This is a genomic window from Acinetobacter sichuanensis, assembly GCF_003024515.2.
GTDB classification, from domain to species: Bacteria; Pseudomonadota; Gammaproteobacteria; order Pseudomonadales; family Moraxellaceae; genus Acinetobacter; species Acinetobacter sichuanensis.
The window spans coordinates 130,280-143,504 of sequence record NZ_PYIX02000004.1 but is presented as its reverse complement, the minus strand read 5'-3'; the positions used below and the strand labels follow the sequence as shown (position 1 = coordinate 143,504).

The window sequence follows — 13,225 nt, the reverse complement described above, 5'->3', positions numbered from 1 at the left end:
TAGTTATAAATGAAAAGCGATATCACACATTAATATTTGAAAACTGAGCAATAATCGTTAAGCCAATCGTAATAAAAGCAATGCCCAGCCAACCCGCCAAATCAATATTTTGTCCTAAAAAAGCTTTTGCCAAAAGTGCTGTCGCAATCACACCAATCCCTGACCACAACACATATAGAATGCCTGCTTGCATAAATTTCAATGCATAAGCAGCACATGCAAAAGAAATAATATACAAAATCAAAGCAATACCTTGGTCAAGCTTATTGACTAAACCATTGCCCTTTGCCGAATAAAAAGTCGATAAAACGTCTGTTGCAATGGCAATGAGTAACCAAATTACCCCTGGGTTTATTTTTGCGAGTAAATCAATCACATCTTATTGCTCTAATAACATTGATAAATTAGTTAATGTAGGTGCTACGCTAAAACCTGCATAAGGCACTTTAAGTATGGTTGTAAATAACAATCGCGATAATTCACTCTCAGGTAATTGTTTAATTCTACTATAAGGTTTTAAGTCCCACTTTTCGGCTATAGCTTTTTCACCTTGATTACGACAAGAAGCTATAACCATATTCATCGCATGCGTTTTTGTATAATTTCTAGACTGATAAGCTCTAGTACTATTTGAAACAGCCCTAAAAATTAAATTGTAAATTTGTCCCACTGAAAAAATTTCTAATAATTTTTCAAATGTTGTTTTTGTTGTCTCACCGATAGAAAAATTATAGCCAACATCATTCATTTGAAATAATAAATAACTGAGGCATTCGTGCAATGCTACCTCATTCCAAACCATTAAAAAATCTTCATAAAAAACATCAATATCGATATCAGGATAAAGTAGTCTTTCAATTAAAAAACTATACTTATCCTCAGTTTCAATATTTAATAAATACTTGACCTCATATGTATAGTAGCTACTTGTATTATAATCCTCATCAAATACAAAAGAATCCACATCAGAATCTATCGATGGGATAAGAATTTTTCTTGACGTTAAATGTCTGATAAGCATTGTTGTCAATTCTTGACTTGGAGTCAAAGGCTCCAAACTATATTTAATTGGCTTAATATATTTTCCATCTTCTGATAAACAGTTTCGCACTACAATACTAAGAAAAATTTTCTCTTTTAATCCTAAACTGCTTTCTTTAACTTTTTTATAATTTTCCGAACCATATTCATTTTTAATAGTTTCTTTTTTAATTTTTAACTTATCTTGAACCTTAATTTCAGCTTCTATTTCTTGCTGTTTTTTCAATGAAATACATACTGAACACTGACAATTCAGTACATAAGGCTTATGCCCACAATTCCAACATTCTTCTTTATGAGAAGATAAAAAAACTTTTGATGATTTACTAGCAATAGGACAACCTAAGTCAGCTGGACAATTAGGACATTTATCTACTCGAACTAAGGGAAATGATCTAACAAGCATTGTAGATTTAATATTAAGATCAAATTCTTCTAATAATGTTTCTACTAAAGCTCCGTTCTTATACCTATTAATGAGCACTACCAATTGATCAATAGAGAGGTGTCCAAGCTCTTCCCCTATAGTTTCAATAATCAATTGATTAGCACTTACCTCATTCATAATTCAAATTCCATTAAAATATTATTAATTTGCCACCATTAAATTATAATATTAGCATAAAAAAACCGAACTATTGTTCGGTTTTTATTTTCAAATCAGTAGTTTAAATCTTTCAAAACAAATCAAGCGCCCGTTTGATAACTGGCCTGAGCCACTGCTGTAGAGGCCTGGTACGGATTTTTAAAGTCATTTAAACCCGCAGCCGCTTCAGCAATATCTTTGCCTTCCTTAATCACGAAAGTGTCAAAACCTGAACGTTTTAAATAGTTTAAAACATCTTTGAAAATATCACCTGTCGCACGCAATTCACCCTGATAGCCCTGACGACGTAACAACGCAGCAAATGAATAGCCACGTCCATCATTAAAGCCCGCAAATTCGATAAAAATTGCATCAAGTTGCTCAAGTGGAAATTGATTCACTTCAGGCGACGCATCCACCGTAATGAACAAGGCTTTTTTACCTGTTACATTGGCAATCTGATCTAACTGTTCTACAGTTAAAAGTACATCACCCTGTGGTAATACACCCTCTTCACCAATCACTTGGTAAGTGTTGTCTGCAATCGTGCCATCTTTAGAGAGGACTTGAAGTGCTGTATTAAGCATATGCGCGCTCCTTAAATGGTTGAATGCCAACACGGCGATAAGTTTCGATAAACTCTTCACCTTCGTTACGCAAGTCAAGATAAGTATTTAAAATTTCATCAACAATATCAGGCACCACTTCAGCTGCAAATGATGGTCCTAAGATGTCACCAATTGAAGCATCATGATCTGCATTTCCGCCAAGTGTAATTTGGTAAAATTCAGCACCTTTTTTGTCTACACCCAAAATCCCGATATTACCGACATGGTGATGACCACAGGCATTCATACAACCTGAGATATTTAAGTCAATATGACCCAAATTGTATACCGTATCTAAGTCATCAAAACGACGTGAAATCGCTTCTGAAATTGGAATCGATTTTGCATTTGCCAATGAACAGAAATCACCACCCGGACAGCAGATAATATCGGTAATGAAGCCAATATGTGCACGAGCAAGGTTATTATTTTCAAGTACTTGCCACAATTCAAACAAATCTTTTTGTGGTACGTCGACCAATGAAATGTTTTGTTCGTGTGTGGTACGCAATTCACCAAAAGTATATTTGTCTGCAAGATCAGCAATCAAATTCATTTCTTCAGTAGTCATATCACCCGGTGCAACGCCAGCACGTTTCAGTGAAATCGTCACGATACGATAACCTGTCACTTTATGGGCATTGGTGTTGATATTGAACCATTGTTTGAATTTTGGATGTTCTGCAAATTGTGCTGTGAAATCTTCATCTACATAGTTTTGATAGTTAAATGGTGTGAATTCTTCATCCATTTTCTTCAAAGTTTCAGCATCAATTTTCAAGGTTTTAATGGTTTCAGCAAATTCTGCTTCGACTTTTTCAGCAAATACCGCAGGTGTTAATGCTTTAACCAAAATCTTAATACGTGCTTTATATTTATTGTCACGGCGACCATGTAAGTTATATACACGAAGTACCGCTTCCAGATAAGCGATTAAATCTTCACGTGGCAACCATTCACGGATCATTGAACCGATGATTGGCGTACGTCCTAAACCACCGCCTACTTTAATTTTGTAGCCTAATTCGCCAGCTTCGTTGCGCGTTAAGTACACGCCAATATCATGGAAAGATACTGCTGCACGGTCAATCTCAGCCAAAGCCGATACCGCAATTTTGAACTTACGTGGCAAGAATGCAAACTCAGGATGGAATGTTGACCATTGACGGATCAATTCACACGTTGGACGTGGATCTGCAACTTCACCTGCAACCACACCTGCATATTGGTCAGTGGTGGTGTTACGGATACAGTTCCCTGAAGTCTGAATCGCATGCATTTGAACTGTCGCAAGTTCAGCAAGCATATCAGGTACATTTTCCAATGCAGGCCAGTTAAACTGAATATTCTGACGAGTTGAAACGTGTGCATAACCACGGTCAAATTCCTGAGCCAATTCAGCAACTTTGCGTAATTGGTTGGAGTTCATCAAACCGTATGGCACAGCGATACGTAACATCGGCGCATAGCGTTGTACGTATAAACCATTTTGTAGACGTAATGGACGATACTCATCTTCAGTGAGTTTACCCGCTAAATAACGTTCCGTTTGATCACGGAATTGTGCAACACGTTCATTGATCAATTGTTGATCGAAATCAGTATATAAATACATGGCGTACAGCTAGTAGTTTCATTATAACGATGCACAATATAGCGAGATTTGATCTATCAGCGAAATGCTTTTTTTACATATTTCATAGCGGTTTTATTGATAAGCATATTGCAAAGACATAAGCAGCAATGCTTTGAAAACATTTCACTAATTTATTTACAGTATTGATATTTTTCTTCATTGCTTATCTATATTTGTGATAACAAAAAAGAAACATCATCAAAATGTTCCTTTTTGTTTCGGTGACTTACTTTTGATAAAATTTACTTGAGATCAAATTCAAGATCACATTATTCGCTTTGATCATCTTGTGCTTGTTCTTGAGCGCCATCATCTGAATGACTTTCTAATTTCTGTTCTGCCACTTTTGCAGCTTCATAACCTGCAAATGCTCCTGCCGCCTTTTCTAAAAAACCTGCATTTGGATCCAGTTTATCGACAGCTTGTTCAGCAACAATAGCACCTGCAATTTCACCTAATTCATCGAATAAGCCACTCATGTTTTTACTCCAAAGCATTTTGTTTGAGTCTTCAGTGTATTCATAAATGCTGTAAACATTGCGGAGAATTTGTTGTGTAAATTCAGTCTTTATTCGTTGACTTTGCAAGGATTCGTGTGGAATGTTTAAACTTAAGTGGGTGTTAATATTTTAAGGTTGCTTTGAGGCTGAATATCAAAAATGTGACATGATGAACAAAGCTAAATCGTAATATACGTATTTTCCCAAACCGTGTCTTGAAGGACTGTATTTATATCCACTTCACGCAATTGCACATAACGCCCATGCACATGATCAATCGCAATACAATCATCAACATCCAACACACGGTCTGTATGTTGTTTTTGCCAATGGCTTGCAAAATACTGTTTACCTTTTTCTTTTGCAGTTGCGGAATCTTGAGCAATCACCAAAACATAACGATGCAACTCACCAAATTCATGTGCATCGTAACCACCAAGATTGATCAGCCATAGCTTTTGCTCAGATGCATTGGGCTGCGCATTACTCCACTGAATTTGATATTTTTTATTTTCAAACTCAAGACCTGAAACTTTCATCCAAGCGTCGATATGTAAGCCTTTTTGCTCACCAAACCATGCACTTTTTAGTTGTGGATATACTTCTTCCAACGTATGACCTACCGCAAGTACTACATCATGCACTTCGGTATTGGCACGTGCATGACGACCACCGAGCATGACGATAAATAAATTTGACATTTTCAATCTCTATGAAAGCTTCTGCAAAAAAAAGTCCCCCTTTGAAAAAGGTGAGGAGCATGCTCCGCAAGGGGGGATTAAAATGAGAAACTTTAAAACTCCCCCTCTCCCAACCCTCTCCCTAAGGAGAGGGCTTAGAAGGAGTTTTACATCTCAACCATTTCCACGCCATCAATACGCGCAACAGTCATCAAATCTTTATCACCACGACCAGAAACAGTCGCAATGATGATTTGATCTTTGTCCATGGTCGGTGCAAGTTTAGTGACATAAGCCATCGCATGTGAACTTTCAAGCGCCGGAATGATCCCTTCAATATGGGTTAAATCACGGAAGCCTTGAAGTGCTTCAGTGTCATTGATTGGCACATATTCCACACGGTGCATATCTTTGAGGAAACTATGTTCAGGACCTACACCCGGATAGTCCAGACCCGCAGAGATTGAATGTGTTTCAATGATTTGACCTTGCTCATCTGACATGAGGTAAGTACGGTTACCATGTAACACACCCACATGACCTGCATTTAATGGTGCAGAATGCTTGCCTGTTTCAATGCCGTAACCTGCGGCTTCAACACCGTACATTTTCACATCTTGATCGTTTAAGAATGGATAGAACAAGCCCATCGCATTTGAACCACCACCCACACAAGCCACAAGTGCATCAGGTAAACGCCCTGCTTGTTCTTGGATTTGCTTACGGGCTTCACGACCAATAATTGACTGGAAATCACGTACCAATTGTGGATATGGATGTGGACCTGCCACTGTGCCAATCACATAATAAGTTGAATCAACATTGGTCACCCAGTCACGCATTGCTTCGTTCATGGCATCTTTTAATGTTTTTGAACCACTTTCTACAGGAACAACGGTTGCACCGAGTAAACGCATACGATAGACATTCATCGCTTGACGTTTTACATCTTCTGCACCCATAAACACGACACATTCAAGTCCCAAACGTGCTGCGATGGTTGCAGTTGCAACACCATGCTGACCTGCACCTGTTTCAGCAATAATACGTTTTTTACCAGAAAGTTTAGCAAGCAGTGCCTGACCAATGGTGTTATTTACTTTGTGAGAACCCGTATGGTTTAAGTCTTCACGCTTTAAATAAATTTGTGCACCACCCAACTCTTTTGACCATCGTTCAGCATAATATAAAGGGCTTGGGCGACCGACATAGTAAGCCAAGTCACGATCAAACTCTGCCAAAAACTGGGCATCATCTTTCATACGAAAATAAAGTTTTTCTAAATCTTCTAATGCTGCCATCAGCGTTTCTGACACAAAACGTCCGCCATGAATACCGAAATGCCCACGTTCATCAGGGAACTGGGTATAGTCGATCACCTGGCTATTTTGCTTATCATTTTGCTGATCCACGTTGGACTCCTTGCATAAATTTTTCAATGAGTTGCTGGTCTTTAATACCTTTTGCGGCTTCGATGCCGCCACTGACATCTACAGCATACGCCTGTGTCGTGTGTATTGCATCTTCAACATTGTCAGGGTTTAAGCCACCTGCCAAAATCAAAGGGATATCGAGTTTAGGGAACTGTGACCAGTCAAAACTGTGTCCTGTTCCCCCTTTTAATTCGGGGTGCCATGCATCGAGGAGCATAGCACTTGCGCCTGCCTGTTGATATTGCCAAATTGTCGCAATAATCTCAGAATTTTCCATGTCAGGTTTGATTTGAATCGCTTTATACCAACGGCGTTGATTGAATTGAGCAATCTGCTGGCATTGTTCAGGCGTTTCATCACCATGAAATTGAATGATATCAAGTGGTACTTGTTTCAGTACTTGTGCAATTTCTTCTGCGCTTGCATTGACAAAAAGTCCGACAATATTGACATAAGGTGGGATCGCCTGTGCCAATGGCTGCGCTTGCAGAGCAGATACATAACGAGGACTGGGTTCAAAAAATACAAAGCCAATCGCATCTGCGCCTGCCTGTACAGCAGACTGAATATCCTGAATGCGGGTAATTCCGCAGATTTTGGCACGGGTACGCATAGATTTTGACTCTAATTCGATTTTATAAAATAGATGTTATCTCTATTTTAGCGCAATCATTGTAATGCAATTTTCAACTGTTTGCTGAAAACTATGACCATACAAAAAACAATCTATGTTTAACATTGATACTAGCGCCTTTGTACAACTGAGTTTGGACCAGAAACTTTGCTTTTAACTCGCGCACTGTTATTCAATTCACGTCCATAATACACTGTTGAATTCGGTGCGACCACATCAATAAAATCAACAGCATTCACCGAAACAACGGTATCAGGTCCATAGACTTTGAGCACCTGTACACGATCTGCTTGAATTTTTGAATTTGGACCACTGATCACTAAATATGGGCAATATCCTGTAAATTGAAGTTGAGCATCTGGTGCAAATAATCGCACCGCTTGCCCCTGACAATCATAAGTCCTCATATTATTTTCAAGATGTAAAATCTCAACTTTCTGTTCAGGCTCTGGAGGAAATTCTGGCTCTATGGTAGGCAAATGATTTACCGCAGTCACCGCAGCTTGCGGATGTTCATTTGTATTTACATCAGAGGATAATGCTTCTGTAGAATGTGGATGTTTCCGAAGCTCAACATGTGGCTTTGATGGTTCTGTATGAGTTTTTGGCGCTGTACTGTGTAGAGGAGGAGATTGAGGGCGTTCAGACACAACTGTTCTTTGTGAATATGCCACAGCATAAATCAGCACCAACCAAACAAGATGCACGATTGCTGCTTTCATCGTTTTCCTGCCATCACGTGAATACTGATAATCTCACTCAGTCTGAATATATTCATAATTTTCAAATGTAATGCTGTAGTGTATTTATGTTGATCTTGTAAGTTATTTTCACCACAACTATACTGCGCGCAAATGCAACAAGTCTATAGCTTAGGCTCAGGGAAGTTGGTGCAAATCCAACACTGCCCCCGCAACGGTAAAATGAAATATTATTCTTTATAAATCCTTAGGTTTACGCCACTGCAATAGATCATTGTGGGAAGGTGGAATAATACGGGTCTGCCACCCTATATTTAAGTCCGGATACCTGCTTGTTGTGCCCTTTAACTCAATCATTCACGGGGAGTGAATGTATGGAGCATATCATGTCTGTTGTTGCTAAACTTACAACTTTTAAACCTACGACGCTTGTAGGTGCTGTCGCTGTTGCGATGGGGATTTCTTCTACCGCTTTCGCAACTGACTCTCTTTCATCTGAGTCAACTCCAGTTTCAACTTTAGATACAATTGTTTTTACAGCAACACGTTCAGCAGAAAATATTAAAGATGTTCCTGCACGTATTACTGTGATTGATGAAAAAACCATTCAGAAAAACCCTATTCTGAATGTTTCAGATGTTATTCAACGTGACCCTGCTGTTTACATCAAGCAAAGTGGTGGCATGGGGCAAATTTCTGAAATTGGTTTACGTGGAATGAAATCTGTCCATACTTTAGTTTTAAAAGATGGTGCGCGTCTCAATAGTCAAAATGAGTTAGGTCCTTTATATCCTGCATTTTTAGATACTTCCGACGTACAACAAATTGAAATCTTAAAAGGTCCTGCTTCTGTACAATATGGCAGTGATGCTATTGGCGGTGTCGTTCAATTAATTTCTAAGAAACCAACACAATCAGGTGCGGAACTTACAGGAATTTATGGCGAAAACCAGACTTACAAAACCATTGCAAAAGCAAGCTTGGTCAACGATCAAGGTTTCTATGCGCAAGTCGGTGGACAACGTCTTGAAAGTGATGGTACTCGTATTTTTGAAAGCCAACCTAAAAGCGAAAAAGCCAGTTATGACCAAAAAGGTTATAATGCAAAATTTGGTTATAGCCAAGATAATGTTGTAGATGCTTCAGCTTCGATCAGTGAAAATAAAGGCACAAATATTTTTAGTAATGACTATATTGTCAACACAGCAGCGCGTGAGTTTGAGAACCGCGTGATTAATGCCAAAGTTGCTTATAACATTCTGCCAAATTTGATCTTAAATGCACATTATGCCAATGTTCAAGACAAACAAAATGTACCTGCGTATGCCTCACATTATAATACTGAAAATAATGAAGGTGATTTAAACCTTAAGTGGAAATTTACGCCAAACCAAAATATTTTGGTTGGTGCAACTTATAATGATGCAAACTACCAAAGCAATACGATTGTCAACAATGACCAAAGTGTTGAAAGCACAGGTTATTATGTACAGCATCAGTTTAAAAATGATCGTTTTGATACTCAAATTGGTGCGCGTGTCGAAGATAATGAACGCTTTGGTACTCATACTGTAGGGCAAGGTGCTATTCGCTATCACTTCTTACCTAATGCTAGTGTATATGCCAACATTGGCAGTGCTTTCCGTGCGCCAACATTAAATGAAATGTATTCACAATGGGGTGGCAATGATCAATTAAAACCTGAAGAAAGTATTTCTTATGAACTTGGTTTTGATTATGACATCAATGCAAATATCAGCACGAGCCTTTCTGCTTATCACACTGAAGTTAAAAACTTAATTACCTATACTTGTGTTGCAACATGCGATGGCGACTATGTAAATACATTCCCTGTCAGTCAAAACATGAATATTAACAAAGCTAAATTTACTGGCGGTGAAGTAGAAGTTAAATGGCATCAAGATGATTTATTTTTATCAACTGCCTATGCTTTTGTAGACTCTGAAAATAAAGAGAACGGTAAAGAGCTTGTCTATCGTCCTCGCCAAACGCTAACCCTAAGCACAGGTTTGGAAAATGCAACATATGGGATCAGTGCATCTCTCATCGCGCGTACTAAAGCTTATGCGGACACTAAAAATACCTTGCGTGTTCCGGGCTATGCCACTGTAGACCTAAATGCTTACTGGAATGCGACAAAAAATGTGAAACTTTTCACTAACATCCAAAATATCGGTGATGTTGAATATCGTGAAGTATTAAACACATACCCTGCAAATGATTGGTATATCAATACAGGGCGTCAAGCTTCAGTCGGTGTTACATTTAAATACTAAGAGCATTTAAAGCAACAAAACTTTGAGGATAATGTCATGACTATGGCATTATCCTTTTTTAATTTCAGCCTTAAATTTTAAACTTTCAAGGAACTCACATGGGACATCGTTTAAGTAAAATTTATACTCGTACAGGTGATTCAGGCACTACAGGTCTAGGTGATGGCTCTCGTGTCGCTAAAGATGACTTACGTATTGCTGCATTGGGTGATGTCGACGAACTGAACTCCATTGTTGGTGTATTACGCTCGCAAATCGCACTCAGTACGATTGAAAATAAAGCACATTGGGACAAATCATTAAGCCTGATTCAACACTGGTTGTTTGATTTAGGTGGTGAAGTCTGTATTCCAAACTACACCATGCTTCAACCGATTTGTGTTGAGTTTTTAGAAAAAGAAATTGACCGTATGAATGAAGATTTGCCAATGCTCAAAGATTTTATTCTGCCATCAGGCACAATCGTATGTAGTTATACGCACCAGGCACGATCTGTTTGTCGTCGTGCAGAGCGCAGTTTAATGACAGTACATACACGCGACCAAAACATTCAAGCAACAGCTTTACAACTGCTCAACCGTTTGTCTGACTGGTTCTTTGTGGCATCACGTACCCTGCAACGTGCTGAAGGTGGCAGTGAAGTGCTGTGGCAAAAAAATATTAACGAGACGATTTGATCGAAAATTGATATAAATTAGGTGGGATGCTTTATAGCAATCCTCTCCCTAGCCCTCTCCGTTTAAAAGGAGAGGGAACTTCCATTATAAATTAAATATTAATGACAACTCGACATACAAGAAATTTAATCATCTCTATTGAATATTCTAGGCAGAACAACAATCATCTTTCTCGTTAGATTAACCAAACAGAGCTCATTATGAAAATCATCGGACATCGTGGCGCACGTGGCGAAGCACCTGAAAATACATTAGCAGGTTTCCAATACATTCATGACTTAGGTATTCGTGCTGTTGAGTTTGATGTTCGACAACTCAAAGACCATGAATTGATTGTCATGCATGATGACAATTTTCTGCGTACTACAGGCACAGATCAACCTTTATACGCATTAAAGAGTACAGAGCTTGAAAGCTATAACCAAGCGCATATTTGGATGGATTGGGAAAAACAAATCACGCCAACGCTCAAACAAAGCTTAAAAGTTATGCACGACTTTGAACACTTAGAAGTCGAAGTTAAAGCTGTTGAAACCGAGCAACACGCTGAAATGCTGGTCATTGAACTGGAAAAACAATTACAGGGTTTTGAACAAACAGCTATTATTACCAGTTTTGATCTAAAAATTCATCAAGCACTGCTGCTGCAAAAAAGTCGTTTTAGACATGGCTTGCTGATAGAAGACGATATTGGTGAACAGGCGATTGAACAGGCAATCTCATTAAAGTGTTGTCAAATGGGTTGGATGAATCAGCTCGCAACCGATCAGATCATCAAAAAAACCCAAGAAGCAAATTTAAATATCAGTATTTGGACGGTGAATGAAATTGAGCGAGCACAACACTTACGTGAACTTGGCGTTCATGGTTTAATTACCGATTTTCCAAAACTCATGCAAACCGCATTACAACAAATCAAATAAAAGCTTCAAAATTTGTTGAAGATTTGTTTATTTCTTCAACTTTTTAAAAAACATAAATGCGATATTATTGTTTAAGTCAATGATAAAGGTCGTATTTACTCACCTTTTACCGACATAAAATTACTTAATTTTTCAAAAGATTCTTAATTCATTTTTTTCGATCAAACCCACCAAAAATACGATTTATTCTGTTACTGTTTTGTACAATACAGTTGTACAATAATGCTGGTGAATAACTATTTTAGCATGTTAATATTCACACACTACAGCCTCAAAAAAAATAGTCGGCTGTATTTATTTTCTACCTACTATTTTAAGGTTTTTAGGAGTGCTGTTGGAGATGAATGCTCCCCTACCCAAAGCCCCAATTAACTGGATCGGTGTTTTTGCGTTAGTTTTTTTGCCTATCATTGCACTGATCGCGATTCCTTTCTATGCTTGGCACCATGATTTTAGTATAGCAGCTTGGATCAGTTTATTTGTTTTACTCGGTTTAAGCAGTTTAGGCATTACTGCAGGTTATCATCGTTTGTGGGCACATCGTGCTTATGAAGCGACTCTCCCACTTAAAATCATTTTAATGATTATGGGAACATTTGCCATTCAAAATAGTATTTTGTTCTGGGCTTCAGGACATCGTACCCATCACCGTCATGTTGATGACGTTGATCAAGACCCATATTCTATTAACAATGGTTTTTGGTATGCACATATTGGCTGGATGCTTCGTAATTATCCAGCAGCAGAACCCAACTATAAAAATGCACCCGATTTACTCAATGACAAATTAGTAATGTTCCAACATAAATACTATATTCCTCTTGTCATTGCAGTTCATGCTGCAATCTTATTGCCTATTGGTTGGGCTGTTGGTGATATGTGGGGTGTCTTACTGCTTGGTGGCTTACTGCGTCTGATTTTCAGTCATCATGTGACATTCTTCATCAACTCATTGTGTCATATGTGGGGTAAACGCCCTTATACAGATGAAAATACAGCACGTGATAACTTCATTCTTGCAATTGCAACATGGGGTGAGGGTTATCATAACTATCATCACATTTTCCAGTACGATTATCGTAATGGTGTGAAATGGTGGCAATATGATCCAACAAAATGGCTCATCTGGTCTTGCTCTAAAGTCGGCTTAGCAAAAAATTTACGTCGTATCCCAAGCTTTAATATTAAAAAAGCTGAATTGGCAATGCGTTTTAAATATGCACAGCAAGATTTAGCCGTTTATGGGCATGATGTAAATGCTGATATTTTAGCGATGAAACAAAAAGTTGCACAGGAATATGAAGCATTTACCCATACTTTAAATGACTGGGCGGCTTTAAAAGAGCAAGAGCTTCAAGCGAAAAAAGCGTCAATGGCTGAAAAGCTTCATCAAATGGATGGAAAATTAAAAGTTGATTTCCAACTGGTTGAACAAAAATTAAGTTTTCACCGTTCACGCTTAGAAACCTTAATGCGTAATATTAAAAAAACCACTGTATCTTAATGGTT

13 protein-coding genes and 1 riboswitch are annotated in these 13,225 nt (G+C 38.2%); of the genes, 4 read left to right on the top strand and 9 right to left on the bottom strand.

What is annotated here, in order from left to right; translation table 11 throughout:
* Positions 1–22: 22 nt before the first annotated feature.
* The 9 genes from C9E89_RS04560 to C9E89_RS04520 form a co-directional block, all read right to left on the bottom strand.
* Positions 23–376, bottom strand: coding sequence for a DMT family transporter (locus C9E89_RS04560; protein WP_107008044.1), 354 nt, complete (start codon positions 374–376; stop codon positions 23–25).
* A gap of 3 nt (positions 377–379) precedes the next feature.
* The gene (locus C9E89_RS04555; protein ID WP_107008045.1) at positions 380–1,606 is read right to left on the bottom strand and encodes a hypothetical protein; all 1,227 of its coding nucleotides are present in this window, start codon (positions 1,604–1,606) and stop codon (positions 380–382) included.
* 122 nt (positions 1,607–1,728) lie between these two features.
* A complete protein-coding gene (locus tag C9E89_RS04550; protein ID WP_107008046.1) occupies positions 1,729–2,214 on the bottom strand; it encodes a DUF934 domain-containing protein in 486 nt (161 codons plus the stop codon).
* On the bottom strand, positions 2,207–3,850 hold the full coding sequence (locus C9E89_RS04545; protein WP_107008047.1) for a nitrite/sulfite reductase: 1,644 nt from the start codon (positions 3,848–3,850) through the stop codon (positions 2,207–2,209). Before C9E89_RS04545 ends, C9E89_RS04550 begins: the two co-directional genes overlap by 8 nt.
* A gap of 290 nt (positions 3,851–4,140) precedes the next feature.
* Positions 4,141–4,350 (bottom strand): hypothetical protein, encoded by a 210-nt coding sequence (locus C9E89_RS04540; protein ID WP_107008048.1) that lies wholly within the window; start codon positions 4,348–4,350, stop codon positions 4,141–4,143.
* Positions 4,351–4,550: 200 nt separating this feature from the next.
* On the bottom strand, positions 4,551–5,072 hold the full coding sequence (locus C9E89_RS04535; RefSeq protein WP_107008049.1) for a DUF1543 domain-containing protein: 522 nt from the start codon (positions 5,070–5,072) through the stop codon (positions 4,551–4,553).
* Positions 5,073–5,218: 146 nt separating this feature from the next.
* A complete protein-coding gene (gene trpB / locus C9E89_RS04530; RefSeq protein WP_107008050.1) occupies positions 5,219–6,463 on the bottom strand; it encodes a tryptophan synthase subunit beta in 1,245 nt (414 codons plus the stop codon).
* Positions 6,447–7,097: a phosphoribosylanthranilate isomerase gene (locus tag C9E89_RS04525; protein ID WP_107008051.1), complete on the bottom strand. Its 651-nt coding sequence runs from the start codon at positions 7,095–7,097 to the stop codon at positions 6,447–6,449. The genes trpB and C9E89_RS04525 overlap by 17 nt, the downstream gene beginning before the upstream one ends.
* A gap of 131 nt (positions 7,098–7,228) precedes the next feature.
* Entirely contained in the window at positions 7,229–7,840 is a 612-nt protein-coding gene (locus C9E89_RS04520; RefSeq protein ID WP_107008052.1) for a DUF3060 domain-containing protein, read from the bottom strand.
* 122 nt (positions 7,841–7,962) lie between these two features.
* A riboswitch (cobalamin riboswitch) is annotated at positions 7,963–8,169 on the top strand.
* A 24-nt stretch (positions 8,170–8,193) separates the two neighbouring features.
* Here C9E89_RS04520 and C9E89_RS04515 point away from each other — a divergent pair.
* The 4 genes from C9E89_RS04515 to C9E89_RS04500 all read left to right on the top strand — a co-directional run bounded on the left by C9E89_RS04515 (position 8,194) and on the right by C9E89_RS04500 (position 13,220).
* Complete coding sequence (locus C9E89_RS04515; protein WP_107008053.1) at positions 8,194–10,116, top strand: TonB-dependent receptor plug domain-containing protein; 1,923 nt, start codon at positions 8,194–8,196, stop codon at positions 10,114–10,116.
* Positions 10,117–10,214: 98 nt separating this feature from the next.
* Positions 10,215–10,793 (top strand): cob(I)yrinic acid a,c-diamide adenosyltransferase, encoded by a 579-nt coding sequence (locus tag C9E89_RS04510; RefSeq protein ID WP_107008054.1) that lies wholly within the window; start codon positions 10,215–10,217, stop codon positions 10,791–10,793.
* Between the two features lie 200 nt (positions 10,794–10,993).
* On the top strand, positions 10,994–11,716 hold the full coding sequence (locus C9E89_RS04505) for a glycerophosphodiester phosphodiesterase (RefSeq protein WP_107008055.1): 723 nt from the start codon (positions 10,994–10,996) through the stop codon (positions 11,714–11,716).
* 340 nt (positions 11,717–12,056) lie between these two features.
* A complete protein-coding gene (locus C9E89_RS04500; RefSeq protein WP_107008056.1) occupies positions 12,057–13,220 on the top strand; it encodes an acyl-CoA desaturase in 1,164 nt (387 codons plus the stop codon).
* Positions 13,221–13,225 lie beyond the last annotated feature (5 nt).

Coding starts and splice junctions, on each gene's coding strand:
- C9E89_RS04555 (WP_107008045.1), bottom strand. CDS start 1,606: ATGAATGAGGTAAGTGCTAATCAATTGATTATTGAAACTATAGGGGAA.
- C9E89_RS04550 (WP_107008046.1), bottom strand. CDS start 2,214: ATGCTTAATACAGCACTTCAAGTCCTCTCTAAAGATGGCACGATTGCA.
- C9E89_RS04545 (WP_107008047.1), bottom strand. CDS start 3,850: ATGTATTTATATACTGATTTCGATCAACAATTGATCAATGAACGTGTT.
- C9E89_RS04540 (WP_107008048.1), bottom strand. CDS start 4,350: ATGAGTGGCTTATTCGATGAATTAGGTGAAATTGCAGGTGCTATTGTT.
- C9E89_RS04535 (WP_107008049.1), bottom strand. CDS start 5,072: ATGTCAAATTTATTTATCGTCATGCTCGGTGGTCGTCATGCACGTGCC.
- C9E89_RS04525 (WP_107008051.1), bottom strand. CDS start 7,097: ATGCGTACCCGTGCCAAAATCTGCGGAATTACCCGCATTCAGGATATT.
- C9E89_RS04520 (WP_107008052.1), bottom strand. CDS start 7,840: ATGAAAGCAGCAATCGTGCATCTTGTTTGGTTGGTGCTGATTTATGCT.
- C9E89_RS04515 (WP_107008053.1), top strand. CDS start 8,194: ATGGAGCATATCATGTCTGTTGTTGCTAAACTTACAACTTTTAAACCT.
- C9E89_RS04510 (WP_107008054.1), top strand. CDS start 10,215: ATGGGACATCGTTTAAGTAAAATTTATACTCGTACAGGTGATTCAGGC.
- C9E89_RS04505 (WP_107008055.1), top strand. CDS start 10,994: ATGAAAATCATCGGACATCGTGGCGCACGTGGCGAAGCACCTGAAAAT.
- C9E89_RS04500 (WP_107008056.1), top strand. CDS start 12,057: ATGAATGCTCCCCTACCCAAAGCCCCAATTAACTGGATCGGTGTTTTT.